This window comes from Haloarcula sp. MBLA0163, from assembly GCF_055632435.1.
In genome coordinates this window covers 1,042,577-1,063,133 of sequence record NZ_CM145745.1, presented here as the reverse complement: position 1 = coordinate 1,063,133, position 20,557 = coordinate 1,042,577, and the positions used below count along the sequence as shown (strand labels likewise).

Sequence of the window (20,557 nt, the reverse complement as noted above, 5' to 3'; positions counted from 1 at the left end):
GCCATGATAAAACGTGAGGGTACGGCCCTCAGACGGCCGAATCTCCGTCCCGGATCGCGGCGTCCCGGTACCGGAGTCGGCGGGTTTGAAAGATTTTTGACGCCGGGTCGTCCACTGTGACGTATGGACTACGACGATATGCTCGACCGGGCGATGTCCGAGACGCCCGACATAGAGGGGTCGTCAGAACGGTTCGAGGTGCCTGCCCCGGAGGTCCGACAGGAGGGGAACGCCTCCGTCGTGGAGAACTTCCAGTCGCTGTGTGACCGGCTCGGACGGGACCCGGACCACGTCCTGCAGTTCCTCCAGACGGAGGTGGGGACGAGCGCACACATCGACGAGAGCGGCCGGGCGCGACTCACCGGCTCGTTCGACGCCGACCGGCTGGGGACGGCCGTCGACGAGTACGTCGAGGAGTTCGTCCGCTGTTCGGAGTGTGGCCTGCCGGACACGCGACTCGAACGGGAGGGGGACGCGCTGCTGTTGCGTTGTGAGGCGTGCGGTGCGCGCTCGGCCACCAGCGGCTGACTACTGGAGGCCTTTCAGCGTCTGCAGGTCGCGGTCGGTCCGTGTGAATTCGGCGAGCCGCCGGCTCGCGTGACAGTTCGGGCAGTGAAACAGCGTGTCGTGTGTCGGCAACTCGCTCGGCGTCGACTCCCAGTCTTTCGTACACTCGGGACAGAGCAGCCGGACGTACGCTTCCTCCATGTGTGGTATTGACACACGCTGTGGGTGGAAAAAGGTTGGCGTCTCCCCGCTCCTCTGCCTCGGCCTCGCTCGGTCTACCGAGGGTCCCGCGCTCGGACCGTCTACGCCGGGACGCTCTCGGCTTCGAGCAGCTCCTTGTAGCGGTTGCGGATGGTGACCTCGGAGATGTTCGCGACGTCACCGACCTCGCTCTGGGTGACCTTCTCGTTGGTCAGCAGCGCGGCGGCGTAGACGGCGGCGGCCGCGAGGCCGACCGGCGACTTCCCGGAGAGCAGGCCCGCGTTGCGCGCGCGCTCGATGAGTTCGCGTGCCTGCCGCTCGGTCTCGTCACTCAGGTCGAGGTCCGAGACGAACCGCGGGAGGTACTGCTCGGGGTCGGCGGGCTGGACCTCGAGGTTGAGCTCGCGGACGATGTATCGGTAGGTCCGGGTCAGCTCCATCTTGTCGACCCGGGAGACGACCGCCATCTCGTCGAGCGACCGGGGGCTCCCGGCCATGCGGGCCGACGCGTACAGGGCCGCTGTCGCGACGCCCTCGATGGAGCGGCCGGGCAGGAGGTCCTCGTCCAGCGCGCGGCGGTAGATGACGCTCGCCGTCTCCCGGACGTTCTGCGGGAGGCCGAGCGCGGAGGCCATCCGGTCTATCTCGCCCAGCGCCTGCTTGAGGTTGCGCTCCTTGGAGTCGCGGGTGCGGAACCGCTCGTTCCACGTGCGGAGCCGCTGCATCTTCTGGCGCTGGCTGGACGACAGCGACCGGCCGTACGCGTCCTTGTTCTGCCAGCCGATGTTGGTCGAGAGGCCCTTGTCGTGCATCATGTTCGTCGTCGGGGCGCCCACGCGGGACTTCGAGTCCCGCTCCGAGGAGTCGAACGCGCGCCACTCGGGGCCGCGGTCGATGCTGTCCTCCTCGACGACGAGGCCGCAGTCCTGACAGACCGTCTCGCCGTGTTCCGTGTCCGTCGTGACGTTCCCGCCACACTCGGGACAGACGTCCTGTGCCTCCGTGGTCTCCTCCTCGAACTCTCGCTCCTGTACCTGTTCCTCCGTCGAATTTCGTATCGTTGTTTCGCTCATGATTGGGATGTCCCTGACTGCCGGGTGCGTAATGCTGAAGAACCCTTGCCGGGTTTCTCTTACCAATAGTTAGTTCGACAGATATAAAAACCTTTCGCCGCTCGTGGCACCTAACCGCACGAAAGCGGCGTGGCAGCACGTGTCACGGCCGCGCGTTCGTGTACTTAACTCTGCCGGCGTGCGACGAACGCTGCCGCGACCAGCGCCACCAGTGCAGCGGCGACGGTGAACCCGGGGCCGGACCCGCCGGTCGTGGACGCCTCGTCCATCTCGGTCATCGCCTCCATCTCCGTCTCCGTCGACGCCTCGGTCATCGCGTCCTCCGTGGTCGACGCCTCGGTCATCGTCGCCGACTCGACCGAGAGGTCGCCAACGGCCACGACGGCACTGCCGGCGGCGACGTAGGGCCCGTCGGTGCTCCCCTCGCTCTCGGCGAAGGTGTAGGCCTCGTCGCCGTCGGTGTCGCGGTGGGCCATCGGGACCAGCGTCGCGTTCTCGGTGACGGGGTCCGAGAGCGTCACGGTGACGTTCTCGTGCGTGCCCGGACCGAGGTACGCCGAGGTGCCGCGGATGCTCTCGAACACCGCGCCCTCCGTGACCGACGCGTCGTGGACCGTCACGAAGCCCCCGTCCTGCAGCGTCACGGCGTCGACAGTGACCGTCTCACCGCCGGTGGTCTGGGACTCGAACGCGAGGCTGGCCTCGATGGTCGTCTCGGCCGTGTCCACGACGGCGTCACCGCCGGCGGTGTACGGGCCGTCCGCGTCGCCCTCGCTCTCGACGAAGGTGTAGGCCTCGTCGCCGTCGCTGTCGCGGTGGGGCATGGCGACGAGCGTCTGGCCGCTGGCGAGTCGTTCGTCCAGCGTCACGGTGACGTTCTCGTGGACGCCCGGCTCGAGGTACTCGGAGTGGCCGACGACGCTGTCGAAGACGGCCCCGTCGAACAGCGTCGCGTCGTGGACGGCGACGAAGCCACCCGCCGAGACGTCGACGCGGTCGACGACGACGGTGGTACCGTCGCTCGACTGGTCGGCTATCGTCACGGCCGCGGCGACAGTGACCTCACCGGTGTCGGTGACGGCACTCCCCATGTCCGTGTAGGGTCCGTCGTCCTCGCCGCTCGTCTCGACGAAGTCGTACGTCTCGTCGTCGTCGGTGTCTCGGTGGGGCATCGCCACCAGCGTCGTGTCGTTCTCGACCGGCGTGTCGAGCGAGACGACCACGTCGGTGTGGTAGCCCGGTTCGAGGTACGTCGACGTCCCGCGGACGCTGTCGAACACCGCGCCCTCCGCGACGGTGCCGTCGTGAATCGTCACGAACCCACCGTCGGGGACGAAGACGCTCTCGACGACGACGGCGTGGCCGCCGGTAGCCTGGGCGTCGAGAGTGGTCCGCGCGGTGTCGGTGACCGTCGCGGCCGCGGTGTCGACGACCGCGCTCCCGTCAGCGGTCGCGTAGGGGCCGTCTGCCTCCCCGTCGCTCTCCTCGAAGGTGTAGGTCTCGTCGCCGTTCGTGTCCATGTGCGCCATCGGGACCAGCGTCGCGTTCTCGGTCAGCGGGTCGTCCAGTCGGACGCGAACGTCCTCGTGGACGCCCGGCTCCAGATACGCCGAGGTGCCGCGGATGCTCTCGAACACCGCGCCCTCCGTGACCGACGCGTCGTGGACCGTCACGAACCCGCCGTCGGAGAGGACGACCCGGTCGACGACGACGCTGTCGCCGGTCGTCGGCTGGTCGCTCATCGAGACGCTGGCCGAGACGGTCACGTCCGCGCCGTCCAGCACGATGTCGCCGTCCGTCGTGTAGGGCCCGTCGGTCTGGCCGTTCGAGGCGACGAACTCGTAGGTCCGGTCGCCGTCGGTCTCCTCGTGGGCCATCGCGACGTACGACCCGTCGCTCACGTCGTCGGTGAGCGCCACGGTGACGTTCTCGTGCGTGCCCGGGCCGAGGTACGTCGACGTGCCGGCGACGCTCCCGAGGACCGCCCCGTCGTTCAGCGAGGCGTCGTGGACGGTGACGTACCCGCCCTCGGGTAGCGTCACCGAGTCGACGGTGACCGTGTCGCCGCCGCTCGTCTGGTTCGCGAACGTGACGCTCGCCCCGTTGGCGGCCTGTGCCAGTTCGGAATCGGTGCCAGTCTCGCCCGCCGCGACCCCGGCGATACCGGACGTCAGGACGGTGAGCGCTATCAGCGCGGTCAGGATGCGTTGCCGCATACCCGGTCAGACCGGAGATGTATAAAAAGGGATTTTCCTAACTGCGACCGGACTGTCACCCAATTTGCACCCCACTCCCGCCCACGTGAGGCGTTTTTCCGGCTCGACGCTGCACGCTGTCGAAGATAGGGTAGGTGGACTGGCTTATAAAAGGACGGCGGCCGCTCGGTTCTCAGTCCCAGGTCGTCCACGTGAGCACCGCGAGTCCGACGGCCTCCAGTACGTGTAGGACCACCATCGCCTGCCACGCCGGGTCGGGAACCGCCGTACTGAACCACTCCGCCAGAAGCGGGTCGAGCAGGTAGAAGTACAGCGCGAAGGCGTTCTCTCCGAGGAGGAACAGGGCGAAAACGAGGGGGCCGAGCGTGTGCTTCGAACGGAGCTCGTAGTAGTTGCGCCCCCAGACGTAGACGAGTCCCGCCAGTAACAGCATGTTGACGGCCACCGCGACGCGTGCGACGTCAATCCAACCGACCATTGCTCCACCCTTCCAGATTGCCGCTGATATACTCTTTCCCAATTTCAGCCATAGTCACTCTGCGGTCTCCATTATCTCCTCGACCGTGTCCCAGTACTTGCGTGTGCGGTCGGTCGGCAGATACACCGCGCCGTAGTCGTCGCCACTGTCGGTGACGATGTCGTTCTCCTCCAGAACGTCGAGGTGGTGCCGGACCGTCTTGTAGTCGAGGTCGAGCGTCTCTGCCAGCCTGTTCGCGTTCCGAGGCCGCTCGTCGAGCGCGCGGAGGATGCGGATACGGTTCGCTCCGCCCCGCGTACTCGTCAAGACGTACCACAACACGGCCTCCATCGTCGGGTCTAACTCTTGGGGCCTACGTATAACCACCGGCCCGTGAAGGGCAGAAACGCCGGTCACGTCACCGCCAGCGGTGTGAGGGGGCTCTGGCAGTTCCCGATGGCTGGTCAGTCGTCGTCCCGACCGTACCCGCGTCCGGTATCGGCCGGTTTCCCGCGTCCGGCGTCGTCCGCTTCCTGCTCGTCGTTTTCGCCGTCCTCGTCTTCCACCTCGTCTTCGTCGTCCGCTTCATCTTCTTCCTCCTCGTCGTCGTCGCCATCCTCGTCTTCGTCTTCTTCATCGTCGTCCGCTTCGCCGTCGCCACCCGGTCCGCCACCGAACGGGGCCGCGTCTTCGTAGGCCAGCACCGGTTGGAATCCGGGGTCGGCCGTCAGGAAGCCCTCTGCGAACACCGTCAGGACCTCGCCAGCACGCACCTCGACGTCGACGGGGCCGTAGACGGCGCTGTCGAGGGTCTCGTCGGCGCCAGCGGGGAACACCGCGACGGAGTAGGTTCCGGCCGGTGCCTCGACGTTCGCACTTGCCTCGCCGAACTCGATGCCGTCTGCCAGCGTCAGCACCGTGTTGCCGTCGTCGTCGACGACTCGAACGTCGACGGCGGGTGCGTCGGGCGACGCGTGGACGATTCTGACGCGACCGTCTCCCTCGTCCAGTACACCAAGTTTGTCTTCGAAAATGGCCGGGCGGAACGACTCGCTGCTCACGTCCGGCGTCAGTTCGCCGATGGCGGCGACGGTGTAGTCGTCGCCTTCGAGAGTGACTTCGCCCCGGAAGGCCACCGTCTCGGCCTCGTCGGGTGCCTCGGCGTCGCTGGCGGCCGCGATAGTGACCTCGTAGGAGCCCGCCGGCAGTTCGAGGTAGCCGCTGACGGCCGTGAACGGGACGTCGGCGAGGACCTTGTTCTCGCCCACGAACACGTCGACGTTCGGGGCGTCCGGCGACGCGTGGGCGACCCGCACCTTCGCGTCGCCGTCTGCCGCCTCGTCGTCGTCCGCAACTGCGACCCCAGTACCGACCGCTACTGCAGCAGTTCCGGCCGCGATACTCCGCAGGACGTGGCGTCGTGTTGGCCTCATACTGTGACCCAGTCAGGGTCGGAGGTCTGATACGTGGTAAATACTTTCCAGAAACTCACCCAATTTCATTTCCGGCCGGTCACTGCGTGAAAAGATGGCCCTCGGTCGGCACGTCGAACAGGCCGATGCGGGCGCCCGCGTCCAGCCACGCGTGCCCGTAGGAGAACGACGCCAGGGCGTTCACGAGGTCGTCCTCCGAGCGGAAGTGCCTGCCGTCGTCGAGATACGCCGACGCCATCTCCTCGCAGTCCAGCGCGGCGTCGTGCATCGGCGTCCCCTCGGGCGGTGCAATCTCGGCGGCGTCGAGCGCCTCTGCGAGCAGTCCCTCGTAGCGGTCGGTCTTCTCCTCGATGTCGGCGGCCATAGCCGGAGCGAGCGACGGCGGGCGTGTAAGCCTGTCGCCGTGACTGTGCGCGCCCGCCACGACAGCGCAAGGTAAATACGGTCCAACGGAGTAACACGGGTAATGACAGACACCGAGGAACACCGCCGACTCGTCGTCGCCGGGACCGGCATCGCCGGCCTGACGGCAGCAATCTACGCCGCCCGCAGCAACAACGACCCCCTGGTCCTCGAAGGGGACGAACCGGGCGGCCAGCTGACGCTCACGAGCGAGGTCGAGAACTACCCCGGCTTCCCCGAGGGCATCTCCGGCCCGGACCTCATCAACGAGATGAAAGAACAGGCCGAGCAGTTCGGCTCCGAACTGAGACACGGCGTCGTCGAGAGCGTCGACGACAGCGAGCGCCCGTTCCGCGTCGAACTCACCAACGGCGACGTCTACACCTGCGACGCGTTCATCGCCGCGTCGGGGGCCAGCGCCCGCACGCTGGGTATCCCCGGCGAGGACGACCTGATGGGCTACGGCGTCTCGACGTGTGCCACCTGCGACGGCGCGTTCTTCCGGGGCGAGGACATGCTGGTCGTCGGCGGCGGCGACGCCGCCATGGAGGAGGCCCACTTCCTCACGAAGTTCGCCAACAAGGTGTACATCGCCCACCGCCGCGAGGAGTTCCGCGCGGAGGACTACTGGATAGACAAGGTCCAGAAGAAGGTCGACGCGGGCGAGATCGAGATCATGCGCAACACCGAGGTGCTGGAGATGCACGGCAGCCCCGAGGCGGGCGTCGACCACGTCACGCTCGCCCGCAACGAGTCGGGCTACCCCTCCGAGAAGGTGGACGACGAGGAGACGGAGGTGTTCGACTTCGACGTCGGCGCCGTCTTCGTCGCCATCGGTCACACGCCGAACACGGAGTACCTCGAGGACACCGGCGTCGAACTCGACGAGACCGGCTACATCCAGACCCAGGGCGGGAAGGGCGGCAACCAGACCGCGACCGACGTCGACGGTCTGTTCGGGGCCGGCGACGTCGTCGACTACCACTACCAGCAGGCCGTCACCGCCGCCGGGATGGGGTGTAAGGCCGCCATCGACGCAGACGACTACCTCGAGGACCTGCCCGACGCGGAGAGCGAGGCCGAGGCCGCCGCCGAGGCGGCGGACGACTGAGGCGTACCGCTCCCCGACCGACGTCGCTCTCCAGTTCTCCAGCCGGGGTACGTGCAGACACGCCTCACTCTGTCTTTATTCCCTCAGCGGGCGTCTCTCCGCGCATGAAGACCGTCACGACCACCATCGACGTCGACGCCAGTCCCGAACGCGTGTGGGCGACGCTGACCGATTTCGACGCCTACCCGGAGTGGAACCCCTTCGTCACAGCTATCGAGGGCACCGTCGCGGAGGGTGAGCGACTCAGCGTCCGCATCGACCCCCCAGAGGGCCGCGGCATGGGCTTCAGGCCCCGCGTCACGGCCGCCGTTCCGGGCGAGCGCCTCGCGTGGCTCGGCAGACTGGGCGTCCGTGGCCTCTTCGACGGCCGCCACGAGTTCCGGCTGGAGGCCCTCGACGGCGGCCGCACCCGCCTCCACCACAGCGAGTCCTTCTCCGGCCTGCTCGTCGGGCTCCTCCTCGACGAGGCAGACGTCCGCGCTGGCTTCGAGGCGATGAACGAGGCGTTGAAGAGCCGCGTCGAATCCGGCGTCACCTCGCCGTCTCCCGCCGGTGACGACACGGGACCCGTCGCGGCCTGACATCCGACGGGCACGAACCCGACAGACCCTTCCGTCGGGTGGGCGAACGCGACGGTATGGCAACCGACACTGTCACGCTGACTATCGAAGGCGAGGACGCGAGCGACGAACTGACCGTCCCGAGCGGACTCCTCGACCTCCTCCGCGAGGAGGCCGACGAGACGGACTCCGAGGTCGTCGGCGACATCGCGATGTTCGGCCTCGCTCAGCGTATCCACGGCGCCGTCCACCACAGTCAGGGCGAGCCCGACGAGGAGATCGCCGCGCTGGAGGAGCTCACCCTCGACCTCTTCGAGGAGCGGTTCGGCGCCTCCTTCGCCGAGATGACCGGCCACGACCACTGACTCGGGCTACTCGGTGCGGCCGTCGACCGACCAGGTCAACAGCACGCCGTCGTCGAGCCGTTCGACGCCCGTGAGAGCCAGTTCCGGGAACCGCTCGACGAACCCGTCGCCGTCTGCGAGCGTCGGGGCGTCCCGTCCGCCGAGCACCGTCGGGCCGACGAAGACCGAGAGCTCGTCGACCAGCCCCTCCTCGAACAGACCGAAGATGAGCTCGCCGCCGCCCTCGACCATCAGCTGGTCGACGCCCTCGCCCTCCAGTTTCGCGAGCGCCGTCGTCAGGTCCACGCGGTCCTCGCCGGTGGCGACGACGTAGGCTCCCGCCGCCTCCATCTCCTCGACGAAGTCCGTCGGCGCGGCCTCGCTGACGAGCAGGTACGTCTCCGCCGCACCGTCGAGCACCTTCGCGTCCGGCGGGGTGCGGACGCGCGAGTCGGCGACGACGCGAGCGGGGTTCGGGGAGTCGCCCCGCTCCGTGCGGGCCTCGCGGCGGGCCGGGTCGTCGACGGTCAGCGAGGGGTCGTCGGCCAGAACCGTCCCGACGCCGACCATGACCGCGTCGCTGTCGGCCCGGAGCTGGTCGACCCGGTCGAAGTCGTCCGGGCCCGAGATGGCTATCTGTTCCCGGCGCCGCGTCGAAAGCTTCCCGTCGGCGCTCATGGCGGCGTTGACGACCACGTGCATACGACACGGGAGACGTGTAGAGAGGAAACGGGTTTCGGTTCCCGAGGGGTCAGGTCGTGTTCGCGTCGGGTCTGGTGGCCAGTTTCTCGACGTCGAGGGCCTTCCGGTCGCCGTCCGCGGTCCGCAGTCGGAGCGTCGTCCCGTCGAGGACGAGTTCGTCGACGTCGACGGTGGTCTCGCTCGTCCACCCCTTCAGACGGACCATCCCCGCCTCGTCGATCTCGATGAACGTCCGCGGGCGCTCGGCGGCGCCCATCGTCCACGTCTCCCCGCCCAGCGAGACCTCCTGTCCGCCGCTCTCGGCCCAGCGGAACACGCAGGCGTGCTGTTTCCGCGGCTCGTCGCCGCGGTCGTGGTCGACCCGCTCCCACTCCTCGTAGTCGACGCCGAAGTGGGCCGCCCACAGTTCCAGATACTCGAAGTCGAACCGTTTCGTCCCGTCGTCGTCCCGGCCGCTCCGCCAGACCACGTGCGCGTCGGACGGCTTCGACCCGAAGATACCACCCACGCTACGGACCCCCCGAGCGGCGGTCGCACGTTCGACGATAGGCGCCGCCGACTGGGACGGAGACCGTGTAGAGTGGCCTTTCAGCCCACGCAGGCGGCATATACGAGACATACACGAGGAGGTGAGCATTATCAGCAATAAAAATAACGGCCGACCTGATTTCTGCCCGACACGACTGGCACGGCCGCGCCGGCCCACAAACCCTTTTCAACGGCCCCGCCGAACCCTCGTTCGATGTCTCTCGAAGACCATGCCGAGGAACTCGCCTCCGACCTCGGCGTCGACAAAGAGGAGGTCAAACGCGACCTGGAGAACCTCGTGGAGTACTCCGTGCCGATGGACGAGGCCAAGCAGAGCCTCCGACGGAAGTACGGTGACGGCGGTGGCGGCGGAAGCGACGGCACGCCGTCGAGCAAGGCCATCAACGAGGTCTCCACCGACGACTCGAACGTGACGGTCACCGCCGTGGTGCTCACCTCGGGTCGCCGGTCCATCCAGTACAACGGCGAACAGCACGTCATCCGCGAGGGCGAACTCGCCGACGAGTCGGGCACCATCTCCTACACGGCGTGGGACGGCTTCGACGCCGACCTCGAACCCGGCCAGACCATGCAGTTCGGGAACGCCGGCGTCCGCGAGTGGGACGGCAAGCCCGAACTCAACCTCGGCGACAGCACGCAGACGAGCGTCGTCGACGAGCAGCTCGACGTCGACGCCGAGGTCGGCGGCGAGGCGTCGCTCAGGGAGCTCGAACCCGGCGACCGCGGCATCACCGTCGAGGTGCGGGTCCTCGAGTGCGAGGAGAAGGTCATCGACGGCCGCGACGGCGAGACGACCATCCTCAGCGGCGTGCTGGGCGACGAGACCGGCCGGCTCCCCTTCACGGACTGGGAGCCACACGACGCCATCGAGGAAGGGGCGTCGGTCCGCATCGAGGAGACGTTCGTCAGGGAGTTCCGCGGCGCGCCGTCGGTCAACGTCTCCGAGTTCTCGACCGTGACGCCCCTGTCCGAGCCGGTCGCAGTCGCCGACGACGCCCCGCGGATGTCGATTCGCGAGGCCGTCGAGAGCGGCGGCCAGTTCGACGTCGAACTCGCGGGCAACGTCATCGAGATACGCGACGGGTCCGGCCTCATCGAGCGCTGTCCGGAGTGTGGCCGCGTCATCCAGAACGGCCAGTGTCGCTCCCACGGCGCCGTCGAGGGCGAGGACGACCTCCGGACCAAAGCGATACTCGACGACGGCACCGCCACGGTGACCGTCATCCTCGACGACGAACTCACCGCCAGAATCTACGGCGGTGACCTGGAGGACGCCCGGGAACACGCACGCGACGCGATGGACAAGGAGGTCGTCGCGGACCGCATCGCCGACCGCGTCGTCGGCCTCGAGTACGTCGTCCGTGGCTCGCTCTCGGTCGACGAGTACGGCGCCAACCTCAACGCCAGCGAGTTCGCCGAGTCCGAGGACGACCCCGCCGAGCGTGCGAGCGCCCTCCTCAGGGAGGTGGAGGCATGAGCGAGTCCGAGGACGGTGGCCCCGGACGCCGCGAGGTGGCCCACCGCCTGTTCGCCGCGGAGTTCGACGATTCGGACTTCTCGTACTCCGAGTCCGACGAGGAGCGCGCGCCGAACTACGTCGTCACGCCGACCGGCGCGCGGGTCAACCGCCTGTTCGTCGTCGGCGTCCTCACCGAGATAGAGCAGGTCAACGAGGAGGTCCTGCGCGCCCGCGTCGTCGACCCGACCGGCCCGTTCGTGGTCTACGCCGGCCAGTACCAGCCGGACGCGCTGGCATTCCTCGAGTCGGCGACCCCGCCGATGTTCGTCGCCGTCACCGGGAAGGCCAGAACGTTCGAACCGGAGGACGGCGACCGCGTGTTCACCTCCATCCGGCCCGAGTCCATCAGCGAGGTGGACGCGGACACGCGGGACCGATGGGTCGTCCAGGCCGCCGAACAGACCATCGACCGCGTGGCGACGACGGCGAGCGCGAAGCGGTCCGGGCGCTCGGGGGACGACCTCCACGCCTCGCTGGTCGAGTCGGGCGTCGACGAGAGCCTGGCCGCCGGCATCACGCTCGCGCTGGACCACTACGGGACGACCGGCGACTACCTCGAGGCGGTCCGGGACCTCTCGCTGGACGCGGCCCGGGTCGTCGCCGGCGAACTCGACGAGGCGGCGGCGCTGTCGCTGTCGCCCGGCGACGGCACCGACGACCCGATTCCGGTGCTGGCGGAAACGGACCTGGAGGCCGCCAGCGTCGCCCCGGAGACGAGCGCCGACGCGACGTCCGAGGCGAGCGACGGGGCCGCCGGCGAGGAGACCGACTCGACGGAGGCGACCACCGAGGCCGAAACAGAGGCGACGACTCAGACCAGCGAACCGTCGAGTACCGACACCGAGCCGTCCAGTGAGCCAGTCGAGGCGACCGCCAGCGGTACCGAGACGTCGGCCGACGCGAGCGCGGACGACGAACTCGGCGACTTCGAGACCGACACCGGGAGCGTCGGCACCGCCGACGCGACGGCCGACGCGGGCGAGACGGTGGAACCGACCGAGGCTGCCTCGGAGACGGCGCCGACGGAGACGGCGGCCGACGACGTGGACGCCGACGACGAGGTCGGCGACTTCGACACCGAGTTCGAACTGGACGAGGACGAGCGCGAGGAGATAGAACAGGAGTACGGCACCGACTTCCAGAGCGGGACGGAGGTCGACGACGCCGGCGAGGCCGACATCGAGACGCCCGACCCCGAGGAGCTGGCCGACGCCGCCGAGGCGGGCGCTCCGGCCGGGGCCGCCGACGCCGAGGCGGCACCCGACTCTGCCGGTGCGCCGGCGGGCGACGAGGCCGTGGACCCCGACGCCGACGCGGCCACCGGCGACGCGCCCGTCGAGACGGCCGAGACGGCGACTGACGCGGGCGCCGACGAGACGACCCCCGACGCGTCCGGCGCGTCGGAGACGGCCGACGCCGAGGACGTCGACCTCGAGGACGCCGTCATGGACGTGATGACGGAACTGAACGACGGGAGCGGCGCCGACCGCGAGACGGTCCGCTCGACCGTCGCCGAGCGGTACGGCGCCGACCCCGACGCCGTCGAGGACGCCATCCAGGACGCCCTGATGGGCGGGCGCTGTTACGAGCCCGACGACGGCAAGCTGACTCCCATCTGACCCGGTCGGGAAGGCGGGCCGCTTTTCTCCCGTCGTCGCCAACCCGACAGCGATGCGCGTCGAACCGCTCCCGGACGCCCCCGCAGCGACCGTCGACACCGACGGGGAGCGACTGCTGGCGGTCGCCGACTACCACGCCGGCATCGAGGCCGGTCTCCGGTACGACGGCGTCGAACTCCAGTCGGCCGCCGCGAGCAGGCGCGAGCGCCTGCTCTCGCTGCTCGACCGCTCTGGCGCGGACCGCCTCGTCGTCCTCGGCGACCTCGGCCACGCCATCGGGTCGCCGTTCGACGACGAACGCGACGAACTCGCGGCGCTGTTCGACGCGGTCGACGTCCCCGTGACGCTCGTGAAGGGGAACCACGACGGCGACCTCGAAGGCGTCCTCGACGACGTCGCCCCCGGCGTCGAGGTGACCCCGGGCCACGGCACCCGCATCGGCGACGTGGGGTTCGTCCACGGGCACACCTGGCCCGCGCCGGACGTGCTGAACGCCGCGGTGGTCTGTATGGGCCACGAACACCCGGTCGTCCGGTTGGAGGACGAGGTCGGCGGCGCTCGCAAGGAGCGGGCGTGGCTCCGCGGGTCGCTCGTCGCCGACCCGTTCGCCGACCACTACGGCGTCGCCGTCGAGACGAGCGCGGACCTCGTGGTCTTCCCGGCGTTCAACGACCGCTCGGGCGGGACGTGGGTCAACGTCGAGGGGCAGGCCTTCCTCGCACCGTTCCTCCCGGCGGGGATGACCGACACGGAGGCGTTCCTGCTCGACGGGACCCGGCTCGGGCGGTACCGCCGCGTCTGAGGCGGCCTACTCGCCGAGCGCCGCCTCCGTCCGGTCGATGAGTCCCGTGTTCCCGAGGAACGTCGGCGTCCGGGCGTGGAGGCCGTCGGGGTCGACGTCGAGTAAGGACTGCTCGCCGTCCGTGGACCCGCCACCGGCCGCTTCGACCAGGTACGCGAGCGGCGCGGCCTCGAAGTGGACGCGGAGCTTCCCGCCGGGGTAGCTCTCCGTCGCGGGGTAGCCGAACAGCCCGCCGTACTCCAGCACCTGGGCGAGGTCGGCGACGGTCGCGCCGCCGTACCGGAGTTTGAGCTCTCGCGAGAGCTGCTGGGCGAACGCGTTCATCGGGCCGCTTCGTTCGTCGTACTTCCCGGCGATGCCGACCACCTCGGGCTCGTCGGGCAGGGTGAAGGTGCCCCAGCGCTCGCTGTGACCGTCCCGGAGGAGGTACTCCTGGACGACGTCGCGGTCCTCGCGAGCGACGGTCATCGTCGTGTACGGGCCGTACAGCACCATCGTCGAGGCGACCATGTCCCGGCCGCTCGCGGGGAGCGGGCCGTCGTAGACGCCGACGATGGTCCCGACGGAGTTGTTCGACGCGAGGTTCGCAGAGCCGTCGAGTGGGTCGATAGCGACGGTGTACCCCTCGCCGCAGTCGACCACGTCCGCGCGTTCCTCGCTGGCGTAGCCGCCGACACCGTCGACGTACGAGAGGGCGTCGAAGAACAGGTCGTCGGCCCAGACGTCGCCCCCGATCTGTTGCTCGCCGCTTGGGTTCTCCGTCCCGGACCGCCCGGCGTAGTTCGCGAGGTTGCTGCTGACGTAGTGGGCCGTGTCCTTGACCGCGCGCTCGATGGCGTCGAGCGTGTTCATTTCGCCACCTTCGCTCGCTCTGCGGGTTCGATAGGCATGTCTCTACGTCGTCGCGGCAGCGACATAAGCCTACACGTGGTCTCTCGGTAACAGGTCCTCGAAGGGCTGGTCGTCGAGCCACTCGCAGAGCCCACAGAGGTTCGAGAGGGCCGCCTCGAACAGGTCCTCGCCCACCTCGGCGGAGGCGTCGGTCTGGTCGCCGAGCACGCCGTTCTCGGTGTTGTCGATGGCGTCGTAGAAGGTGCGCGCGCCGTGGACGCGGCCGGTCGACTCGTCGAACTCCCGGAGGCCGCCGTCCCGGGCGTCCTCGATGCGGTCCTCGTGGACCAGGTCGGGCGCGAGGTACTGGACGAGCGACGTCTCCTTCGGGCCGCCGTGGGGCCCCGGCGTCTCGAACACCGCCTCTATGCGGTCGGTGATGCTCTCGTCCCACATCCACTCGATGGCGTACATCGTGCCGTCGTCGCGCAGTCGGCGCCCGACCTCCCGGAGGTGTTCGACGTTCCCGCCGTGGGCGTTGACGAAGACGACGCGGTCGATGCCGTGGTACGCGAGGTTTCTGGTGATGCTCTCGACGTAGTCCCGGAACGCGGGGGCGTCGGCCCACATCGTCCCGTGGAACTGCCGGTGGTGCGGACTGACACCGACGTTGACGGTCGGCGTACAGAGGTAGCCGGTGTCCTCGGCGGCGGCCCGCGCGAACGACTCGGCGATGAGGTGGTCCGTCGCCTCGGGCAGGTGCGGCCCGTGCTGTTCGGTCGACCCCAGCGGCACCAGCGCCAGCGACTCCGACTCGAAGTACGATTCGAGGTCCGGCCACGCCTCGTCGGCGAGATACATACGCGGTAGTCCGTGCCCCGGAGTCTTCAACGTGTGCGACAGTGCGTGTCACAACGTGTTTAACCCGATGTAGTCGCTAGACGGCCTCGATGACCGACGGGGCGACACAGGGTCGGGACGCGTTCACGGCGCTGGGCGACGCCGTTCGGGCCGCCCTCTCCGAGCGCGGGTTCGCGACGCCGACGGAGCCACAGCGGAAGGCCATCCCGACGCTCGCCCGCGGCGACGACGCCCTCGTCGTCGCCCCTACCGGCACCGGGAAGACGGAGACGGCGATGCTCCCGGTGCTCGACGCACTCGTCGGCGAGGAGGAGCGGTTCGGCATCGGCGCGCTGTACATCACGCCGCTGCGGGCGCTGAACCGAGACATGCGCGAACGGCTGGAGTGGTGGGGCGAGACGCTCGGCCTCGACGTCGACGTGCGCCACGGCGACACCACCGACTACCAGCGGCAGAAGCAGGCGAACGACCCGCCGGACGTGCTGGTGACGACCCCCGAGACGCTGCAGGCGATGCTCACCGGGTCGAAGCTCCGCGTCGCGCTGGAGGACGTCGACCACGTCGTCGTCGACGAGGTCCACGAACTCGCCGCCGCCAAACGCGGCGCGCAGTTGACTATCGGCATGGAGCGCCTGCGCGAGGTCGCCGGGCGGTTCCAGCGCATCGGGCTGTCGGCGACGGTGGGCGACCCCGGAGAAGTCGGCCGGTTCCTCACGGGCGGCGGTCCCTGTAGCGTCGTCGAAGTCGACATCGGCAGTCGCCTCGACGTCGAGGTGGTCCGCCCGCAGGTGACCGACCGCGACGAGCGCCTCTCCAGCGAACTCGTCACCGACGCCGAGACGGCCAGCCACGTCCGCTACATCGACGACCTGATAGCCCAGAAAGAGTCAGTGCTCCTGTTCGTCAACACGCGACAGACCGCCGAGGCGCTCGGGTCGCGGTTCAAGGAACTCGGGACGAACCTCGGCGTCCACCACGGGTCCCTGTCGAAGGAGGCCCGCATCGACGTCGAGGACCGGTTCAAGGCCGGCGAACTCGACGCCCTGCTGTGTACCTCCTCGATGGAGCTGGGTATCGACGTGGGCCACGTCGACCACGTCGTCCAGTACGGGAGCCCGCGGCAGGTGTCCCGACTGGTCCAACGGGTCGGCCGCGCCGGCCACCGCCGGGACGAGGTGTCCTCGGGCACCGTCGTCACGACCCACGCCGACGACACGCTGGAGGCGCTGGCCATCGCCCGGCAGGCGCAGGACGGCGACGTCGAACCCGCACAGATTCACGACGGGAGCCTCGACACCGTCGCCAACCAGATCGCCGGCCTCGTGATGGACACCGGTGAGGTGCGCGCGATGGAGGCCTACCACGTCCTCACCCGCGCGTACCCGTTCCGCGACCTCGGGGAGGGCGAGTTCAAGGAAGTCGTGCGGGAACTGGCCGAAAACAACGTCGTCTGGCTGGACGAGGAGCGCGACACGCTGGAGAAGCGCCGCGGGACCTGGCAGTACTTCTACCAGAACCTCTCGATGATTCCCGACGAGGCCACCTACGAGGTGGAGGACGTGGCCTCCGGCAAGCAGGTCGGGACCCTGGACGAGCGGTTCGTCGTCAACTTCGCGACCCCCGGCGAGGTGTTCGTCCAGCGCGGCGAGATGTGGCGCATCACCAACATCGACGAGGAAGAGGAGGTCGTGACCGTCTCGCCCATCGAGGACCCCGCCGGCGAGGTGCCGTCGTGGACCGGCTCCGAGATTCCGGTGCCACAGGCCGTCGCACAGGAGGTCGGCGAGTTGCGCCGCGTGGCCGGGCGCCAGCTGCAGGACGGCGCGCCGGTCGATTCCGTCGCCGGACACGTCGCCGCCCGCTACGACGCCGACCACGAGACGGTCGCCGACGGCCTCTCGCAACTGGACGGTCACGAGGGGCCGATTCCCGACGACGAGACCGTCCTCGTGGAGTTCCACGGCCGCGAAGTCGTCGTCAACTCGTGTCACGGCCACACGGTCAACGAGACGCTGGGTCGGATACTCTCTGCACTACTGGGACAGCGGGCCGGGTCCTCCGTCGCGATGGAGGTCGACCCCTACCGCATCGAACTGGAGGTGCCGCGGCGCATCACCGCCGGCGACGTCGTCGAGGTGCTGGAGGAGACCGACCCCGACCACATCCCCGCGCTGGTGGAGTTGAGCCTGAAGAACGCCGACGCGCTGAAGTTCAAGCTCGCGCAGGTCGCGACGAAGTTCGGCTCGCTGAAGCGCTGGCGGGGCCGCGGGTCGACGGACTTCGGCCGGGACCGCCTGCTGGCCGCGCTGGAGGACACCCCGATGTACGAGGAGGCGCTCCGAGAGGTGCGCCACGAGGACCTCGCCATCGAGGCGACGGCGACGTTGCTCGAACGACTCCAGTCCGGCGAGGTGGCGCTGGAGACGGTCGCCGAGCGAACGCCGGTCGGCCTCGGCGGTCGGTCCTCGGGCCGGGAGCTGCTCTCGCCGGAGAACGCCGACGCGAGCGTCATCCAGACGGTCAGGGAGCGCATCCAGAGCGACCGGGTCCTCCTCGTCTGCCTGCACTGCAAGGAGTGGGACCGGAAACAGCAGGTCGGCCGGGTACGGGACCAACCCGAGTGCCCGAAGTGCGGGTCGACGCGCGTCGCCGCGCTGAACCCATGGGCCGACGAGGTGGTCTCCGCGGTACGGGCCGACGAGAAGGACGAGGACCAGGAGCAGATGACCGAGCGCGCCTATCGGGCCGGGTCGCTCGTCCAGACGCACGGCAAGCAGGCCGTCGTCGCCCTCGCCGCACGGGGCGTCGGCCCGCACAACGCCGCGCGCATCATCAACCGCCTGCGGGAGGACGAAGACGAGTTCTACCGGGACATCCTCCGGCAGGAACGGGAGTACGCCAGAACGCAGTCGTTCTGGGGCTAGGCGGTCAGCTCAGGTCCCGAATCGCCTGCGTCAGCGACGGTTCGACGGCCGACGGGTCGGCGTTCCGGACGGTGAAGGAGGTGTGCCGTTCGTCCATGTCCATGGCTTCCGAGAGCAGCCCGCCGCGACGGTCGACCTCCACGTGGACCGTCAGACCGCCCTCGTCGTACACCGGTATCAGCTCGACTTCGTCCACCTCGCCCGAGAACTCGCCGCGCTGCGGGCGGAACTCGAACTCCTGGACGAAGCTCGCCGAGGTGGCGAAGACGCCGCCGGGACGGGCCTCGCAGGACGAGGAGCGCAGGGTGAACCCGAGGTTCTCCAGCGCGTCGAAGACGGCCTGCAGGCGCTCGGTCGGCCGTACCTCGATGCGGTCCTCGTCCTCGGGGTCGACGGCCATCGAGATGTCCAGTCCCGTCTCTATCTCGACGGAGACGGACCCGACGGTCACCGGCGTCCGCCGCGGGACGTCGATGGTCGTCTGGAAGCGCCGTTCCTCACCGGACTCGATGGTGAACGGTTCTGTGAGTTGCCACTTGTCCACGATGGCGTCGGCGTACCCCTCCTCGGTGCGGTACGCCGTCTCCAGCGCGAAGTAGATGGCGTCGACGTCCTGGTCGGTCGAGCCGCCCTCGACGTGGACCTCGGCGTCGACGGAGTCGCCGGCGCGGACCGTACTGGAAGGGAGGACTGTGTCGACACGGGCGGAACCAATTCCGATGCGGGAGAGCACGTCTCTCATGCCGTTCGACTGTGGGGTCGCCTTCTGGCATAAACTTCGTGTCCGTCACCGGTCCCGGTCGTCCTCGTTCTCGGCCTCGATGCCGGCGCGCTCGTGGAGCGGGCCCGGCTCGCCCCGGGCCTGTCTCGCCGCGCGGGCCGCGACGCGGCGCGCCAGCAGGACGGCGGCGACCGCGGGGACGGCGAGCAGTGTCGCGACGAGCCCGGTTCGCCCCGTGACGAGCGAGGCCCCGCCGGTGGCGGCGTCGTAGGCGATGGCGACGACGACGGCCCCGACGCCAGCGACGACGAGGTAGAGGCCGCGGGCCAGCGCCGCACTGGGCGAGGGGAACCGGCCGAGGTAGGCGGCGGGCAGGAGCCAGCCTGCGAGCAGGAGCACGGCGAGGACGGAGAGCGGGAGGCCGCCCACCGCGATGACGGCGGCGTAGACGACCAGCGGCGCGATGGCGACGCCGAGCGCCAGTCCCGTCAGGACCACCGCCCAGCCCGGTGCCGCGTCCCGTTCCTGGGCGAACGCGGCCGCCATCTGCTCGTCGAGGCGGGCCAGTTGCGCCTCCGTGAGCAGGCGCTCGCCGCAGGACGAACACTCGACGGTCGGCGCCTCGAGCGTCGCCCCGCACGCCGGACAGGTCGGGTCGTCGGCCTGGGACCGGTCGGCCATACGGGTCGCTTACCACGGGAGGGGCTTGAGTGGTCCGGCACGGGTACCGAACGACAGCAGTCGGCGAGCCCGCTCGCCGGTGTGGCTGGGCTCGGGCTACGCTGCCCCTACCGCCCCAAATTTCGGCTTTCGAATTCGGCGGTGGACCGACGAGAACGGGTAACACGCCCTTGTTCTCGGCCCCCAGTCACGATAGACTTGGTAACAAAGTACAGGGAGTGTGGACGACCGACTATGGGACAGTATCCGACCGACTCCTCGAGGCGAGACGTGATGAAGGCACTCGGTGGCGGTGCGCTGCTGTCCGGCATCGGCGGGACGGCGACGGCACAGGCGGACGACGGGCAGGAGGACGACGGAGGTGTGCAGGCGGCCGACGGGCAGAACCGCGTGCACGAGGTCCAGACGCGCATCCGGGGACCGCCGACGAACCCGGACCGACCGGTCGACTTCTTCTACCAGCCGACCGGCCTCCACGTGCAACCCGGCGACGTGGTGAAGTTCGTCTTCGCGGCGCCCGACCACAACGTCGTCGCCTACCACCCCGCGTTCGGGATGCGACGGCGGGTACCAACCGGCGTAACCGCGTACTCCTCGCCGTTGCTCGGGTGGCGGCCGGACTCGATCGGGGACGACCAGATAGAGCCACCGGCCGAGACGGGTGGCGAAGGGGCGGACGGCGAGGGCGGCAGTGGTGACGGTGACGGCGAGGGGGAAGCGGGCGGCCCCCCAGAACCAGTCCCGGACACGTGGCTCCTGGCCTTCGAGACGCCGGGCGTGTACGACATGCTGTGTTCTCCCCACGAGGGGTTCGGCATGGCGTTGCGCGTCGTCGTCGGCGACGTGACCGAGGCGCCCTTCGAGACGTCGAACCCCGAGAACCTGGCCGAACCGCGGGCAGGGCCGGTCGGTCTCGCTCGCGTGACGCTCACCGACCCGGCGCTCCAGCCGTCGAACGTCGTCGAACAGGGCACGGTCGAGTGGCAGGCCCTCGAGGCGAACCAGACCCAGTCCGGCGAGTCCGAGGGGTGAAGACGGGCCGGA

The 20,557-nt window shown here is 69.3% G+C and carries 22 protein-coding genes; 9 read left to right on the top strand and 13 right to left on the bottom strand.

The window, feature by feature from the left end:
* Positions 1-123: 123 nt before the first annotated feature.
* Positions 124-528, top strand: a complete 405-nt coding sequence (locus ACV7GQ_RS05625) for a translation initiation factor IF-2 subunit beta (protein ID WP_470312557.1) — start codon at positions 124-126, stop codon at positions 526-528.
* Here the strand turns inward: ACV7GQ_RS05625 and ACV7GQ_RS05620 are convergent, their stop codons facing one another.
* The 7 genes from ACV7GQ_RS05620 to ACV7GQ_RS05590 form a co-directional block, all read right to left on the bottom strand.
* Positions 529-708, bottom strand: a complete 180-nt coding sequence (locus ACV7GQ_RS05620; RefSeq protein WP_220618593.1) for a DUF7836 family putative zinc-binding protein — start codon at positions 706-708, stop codon at positions 529-531.
* A 101-nt stretch (positions 709-809) separates the two neighbouring features.
* Entirely contained in the window at positions 810-1,781 is a 972-nt protein-coding gene (locus ACV7GQ_RS05615; protein ID WP_470312556.1) for a transcription initiation factor IIB, read from the bottom strand.
* A 164-nt stretch (positions 1,782-1,945) separates the two neighbouring features.
* Positions 1,946-3,970 (bottom strand): DUF7282 domain-containing protein, encoded by a 2,025-nt coding sequence (locus ACV7GQ_RS05610; protein ID WP_470313140.1) that lies wholly within the window; start codon positions 3,968-3,970, stop codon positions 1,946-1,948.
* 199 nt (positions 3,971-4,169) lie between these two features.
* On the bottom strand, positions 4,170-4,475 hold the full coding sequence (locus tag ACV7GQ_RS05605) for a DUF8036 family membrane protein (protein ID WP_470312555.1): 306 nt from the start codon (positions 4,473-4,475) through the stop codon (positions 4,170-4,172).
* A gap of 54 nt (positions 4,476-4,529) precedes the next feature.
* Entirely contained in the window at positions 4,530-4,805 is a 276-nt protein-coding gene (locus ACV7GQ_RS05600) for an ArsR/SmtB family transcription factor (protein ID WP_470312554.1), read from the bottom strand.
* A 113-nt stretch (positions 4,806-4,918) separates the two neighbouring features.
* On the bottom strand, positions 4,919-5,887 hold the full coding sequence (locus tag ACV7GQ_RS05595) for a DUF4397 domain-containing protein (RefSeq protein ID WP_470312553.1): 969 nt from the start codon (positions 5,885-5,887) through the stop codon (positions 4,919-4,921).
* Positions 5,888-5,966: 79 nt separating this feature from the next.
* Entirely contained in the window at positions 5,967-6,251 is a 285-nt protein-coding gene (locus tag ACV7GQ_RS05590; protein WP_470312552.1) for a DUF357 domain-containing protein, read from the bottom strand.
* A gap of 102 nt (positions 6,252-6,353) precedes the next feature.
* On the opposite strand from ACV7GQ_RS05590, the gene ACV7GQ_RS05585 reads away from it, so the two are divergent.
* From ACV7GQ_RS05585 to ACV7GQ_RS05575, 3 genes are all read left to right on the top strand, one after another.
* Positions 6,354-7,400 (top strand): NAD(P)/FAD-dependent oxidoreductase, encoded by a 1,047-nt coding sequence (locus tag ACV7GQ_RS05585; RefSeq protein ID WP_470312551.1) that lies wholly within the window; start codon positions 6,354-6,356, stop codon positions 7,398-7,400.
* 104 nt (positions 7,401-7,504) lie between these two features.
* Complete coding sequence (locus tag ACV7GQ_RS05580; protein ID WP_470312550.1) at positions 7,505-7,981, top strand: SRPBCC family protein; 477 nt, start codon at positions 7,505-7,507, stop codon at positions 7,979-7,981.
* 56 nt (positions 7,982-8,037) lie between these two features.
* Positions 8,038-8,325: a DUF7545 family protein gene (locus tag ACV7GQ_RS05575; RefSeq protein WP_470312549.1), complete on the top strand. Its 288-nt coding sequence runs from the start codon at positions 8,038-8,040 to the stop codon at positions 8,323-8,325.
* 6 nt (positions 8,326-8,331) lie between these two features.
* Here the strand turns inward: ACV7GQ_RS05575 and ACV7GQ_RS05570 are convergent, their stop codons facing one another.
* A complete protein-coding gene (locus ACV7GQ_RS05570) occupies positions 8,332-9,006 on the bottom strand; it encodes a 2,5-diamino-6-(ribosylamino)-4(3H)-pyrimidinone 5'-phosphate reductase (RefSeq protein ID WP_470312548.1) in 675 nt (224 codons plus the stop codon).
* Between the two features lie 49 nt (positions 9,007-9,055).
* The gene (locus ACV7GQ_RS05565) at positions 9,056-9,514 is read right to left on the bottom strand and encodes a hypothetical protein (protein WP_470312547.1); all 459 of its coding nucleotides are present in this window, start codon (positions 9,512-9,514) and stop codon (positions 9,056-9,058) included.
* A gap of 234 nt (positions 9,515-9,748) precedes the next feature.
* Here ACV7GQ_RS05565 and ACV7GQ_RS05560 point away from each other — a divergent pair, with 234 nt between their 5' ends.
* The 3 genes from ACV7GQ_RS05560 to ACV7GQ_RS05550 are packed head-to-tail and all read left to right on the top strand — an operon-like array spanning position 9,749 to position 13,495.
* A complete protein-coding gene (locus ACV7GQ_RS05560; protein WP_470312546.1) occupies positions 9,749-11,032 on the top strand; it encodes a Single-stranded DNA binding protein in 1,284 nt (427 codons plus the stop codon).
* Entirely contained in the window at positions 11,029-12,693 is a 1,665-nt protein-coding gene (locus ACV7GQ_RS05555; protein ID WP_470312545.1) for an RPA family protein, read from the top strand. Before ACV7GQ_RS05560 ends, ACV7GQ_RS05555 begins: the two co-directional genes overlap by 4 nt.
* Positions 12,694-12,745: 52 nt before the next feature.
* Positions 12,746-13,495, top strand: coding sequence for a metallophosphoesterase (locus ACV7GQ_RS05550; protein ID WP_470312544.1), 750 nt, complete (start codon positions 12,746-12,748; stop codon positions 13,493-13,495).
* 6 nt (positions 13,496-13,501) lie between these two features.
* Here the strand turns inward: ACV7GQ_RS05550 and ACV7GQ_RS05545 are convergent, their stop codons facing one another.
* Together ACV7GQ_RS05545 and ACV7GQ_RS05540 are read right to left on the bottom strand one after the other, a co-directional pair.
* Complete coding sequence (locus tag ACV7GQ_RS05545; RefSeq protein ID WP_470312543.1) at positions 13,502-14,347, bottom strand: class 1 fructose-bisphosphatase; 846 nt, start codon at positions 14,345-14,347, stop codon at positions 13,502-13,504.
* Positions 14,348-14,416: 69 nt separating this feature from the next.
* Entirely contained in the window at positions 14,417-15,187 is a 771-nt protein-coding gene (locus ACV7GQ_RS05540) for a creatininase family protein (protein WP_470312542.1), read from the bottom strand.
* An 89-nt stretch (positions 15,188-15,276) separates the two neighbouring features.
* Between ACV7GQ_RS05540 and ACV7GQ_RS05535 the strand changes: the two genes are divergently transcribed.
* A complete protein-coding gene (locus ACV7GQ_RS05535) occupies positions 15,277-18,111 on the top strand; it encodes a DEAD/DEAH box helicase (protein ID WP_470312541.1) in 2,835 nt (944 codons plus the stop codon).
* A 4-nt stretch (positions 18,112-18,115) separates the two neighbouring features.
* On the opposite strand, the gene ACV7GQ_RS05530 is transcribed toward ACV7GQ_RS05535, so the two are convergent.
* Positions 18,116-18,853, bottom strand: a complete 738-nt coding sequence (locus ACV7GQ_RS05530) for a sporulation protein (RefSeq protein ID WP_470312540.1) — start codon at positions 18,851-18,853, stop codon at positions 18,116-18,118.
* A 45-nt stretch (positions 18,854-18,898) separates the two neighbouring features.
* Complete coding sequence (locus ACV7GQ_RS05525) at positions 18,899-19,513, bottom strand: zinc ribbon domain-containing protein (RefSeq protein ID WP_470312539.1); 615 nt, start codon at positions 19,511-19,513, stop codon at positions 18,899-18,901.
* 234 nt (positions 19,514-19,747) lie between these two features.
* Between ACV7GQ_RS05525 and ACV7GQ_RS05520 the strand changes: the two genes are divergently transcribed.
* Positions 19,748-20,545 carry a cupredoxin domain-containing protein gene (locus tag ACV7GQ_RS05520; RefSeq protein ID WP_470312538.1) on the top strand — a complete coding sequence of 266 codons (798 nt, stop codon included), beginning with the start codon at positions 19,748-19,750 and terminating at the stop codon, positions 20,543-20,545.
* Positions 20,546-20,557: the final 12 nt, after the last annotated feature.

Excerpts from the sequence above, each read along its gene's own strand:
- ACV7GQ_RS05625 (WP_470312557.1), top strand. The coding sequence starts at position 124 with ATGGACTACGACGATATGCTCGACCGGGCGATGTCCGAGACGCCCGAC.
- ACV7GQ_RS05620 (WP_220618593.1), bottom strand. The coding sequence starts at position 708 with ATGGAGGAAGCGTACGTCCGGCTGCTCTGTCCCGAGTGTACGAAAGAC.
- ACV7GQ_RS05615 (WP_470312556.1), bottom strand. The coding sequence starts at position 1,781 with ATGAGCGAAACAACGATACGAAATTCGACGGAGGAACAGGTACAGGAG.
- ACV7GQ_RS05605 (WP_470312555.1), bottom strand. The coding sequence starts at position 4,475 with ATGGTCGGTTGGATTGACGTCGCACGCGTCGCGGTGGCCGTCAACATG.
- ACV7GQ_RS05600 (WP_470312554.1), bottom strand. The coding sequence starts at position 4,805 with ATGGAGGCCGTGTTGTGGTACGTCTTGACGAGTACGCGGGGCGGAGCG.
- ACV7GQ_RS05595 (WP_470312553.1), bottom strand. The coding sequence starts at position 5,887 with ATGAGGCCAACACGACGCCACGTCCTGCGGAGTATCGCGGCCGGAACT.
- ACV7GQ_RS05590 (WP_470312552.1), bottom strand. The coding sequence starts at position 6,251 with ATGGCCGCCGACATCGAGGAGAAGACCGACCGCTACGAGGGACTGCTC.
- ACV7GQ_RS05585 (WP_470312551.1), top strand. The coding sequence starts at position 6,354 with ATGACAGACACCGAGGAACACCGCCGACTCGTCGTCGCCGGGACCGGC.
- ACV7GQ_RS05580 (WP_470312550.1), top strand. The coding sequence starts at position 7,505 with ATGAAGACCGTCACGACCACCATCGACGTCGACGCCAGTCCCGAACGC.
- ACV7GQ_RS05575 (WP_470312549.1), top strand. The coding sequence starts at position 8,038 with ATGGCAACCGACACTGTCACGCTGACTATCGAAGGCGAGGACGCGAGC.
- ACV7GQ_RS05570 (WP_470312548.1), bottom strand. The coding sequence starts at position 9,006 with ATGCACGTGGTCGTCAACGCCGCCATGAGCGCCGACGGGAAGCTTTCG.
- ACV7GQ_RS05560 (WP_470312546.1), top strand. The coding sequence starts at position 9,749 with ATGTCTCTCGAAGACCATGCCGAGGAACTCGCCTCCGACCTCGGCGTC.
- ACV7GQ_RS05555 (WP_470312545.1), top strand. The coding sequence starts at position 11,029 with ATGAGCGAGTCCGAGGACGGTGGCCCCGGACGCCGCGAGGTGGCCCAC.
- ACV7GQ_RS05550 (WP_470312544.1), top strand. The coding sequence starts at position 12,746 with ATGCGCGTCGAACCGCTCCCGGACGCCCCCGCAGCGACCGTCGACACC.
- ACV7GQ_RS05545 (WP_470312543.1), bottom strand. The coding sequence starts at position 14,347 with ATGAACACGCTCGACGCCATCGAGCGCGCGGTCAAGGACACGGCCCAC.
- ACV7GQ_RS05540 (WP_470312542.1), bottom strand. The coding sequence starts at position 15,187 with ATGTATCTCGCCGACGAGGCGTGGCCGGACCTCGAATCGTACTTCGAG.
- ACV7GQ_RS05535 (WP_470312541.1), top strand. The coding sequence starts at position 15,277 with ATGACCGACGGGGCGACACAGGGTCGGGACGCGTTCACGGCGCTGGGC.
- ACV7GQ_RS05530 (WP_470312540.1), bottom strand. The coding sequence starts at position 18,853 with ATGAGAGACGTGCTCTCCCGCATCGGAATTGGTTCCGCCCGTGTCGAC.
- ACV7GQ_RS05525 (WP_470312539.1), bottom strand. The coding sequence starts at position 19,513 with ATGGCCGACCGGTCCCAGGCCGACGACCCGACCTGTCCGGCGTGCGGG.
- ACV7GQ_RS05520 (WP_470312538.1), top strand. The coding sequence starts at position 19,748 with ATGGGACAGTATCCGACCGACTCCTCGAGGCGAGACGTGATGAAGGCA.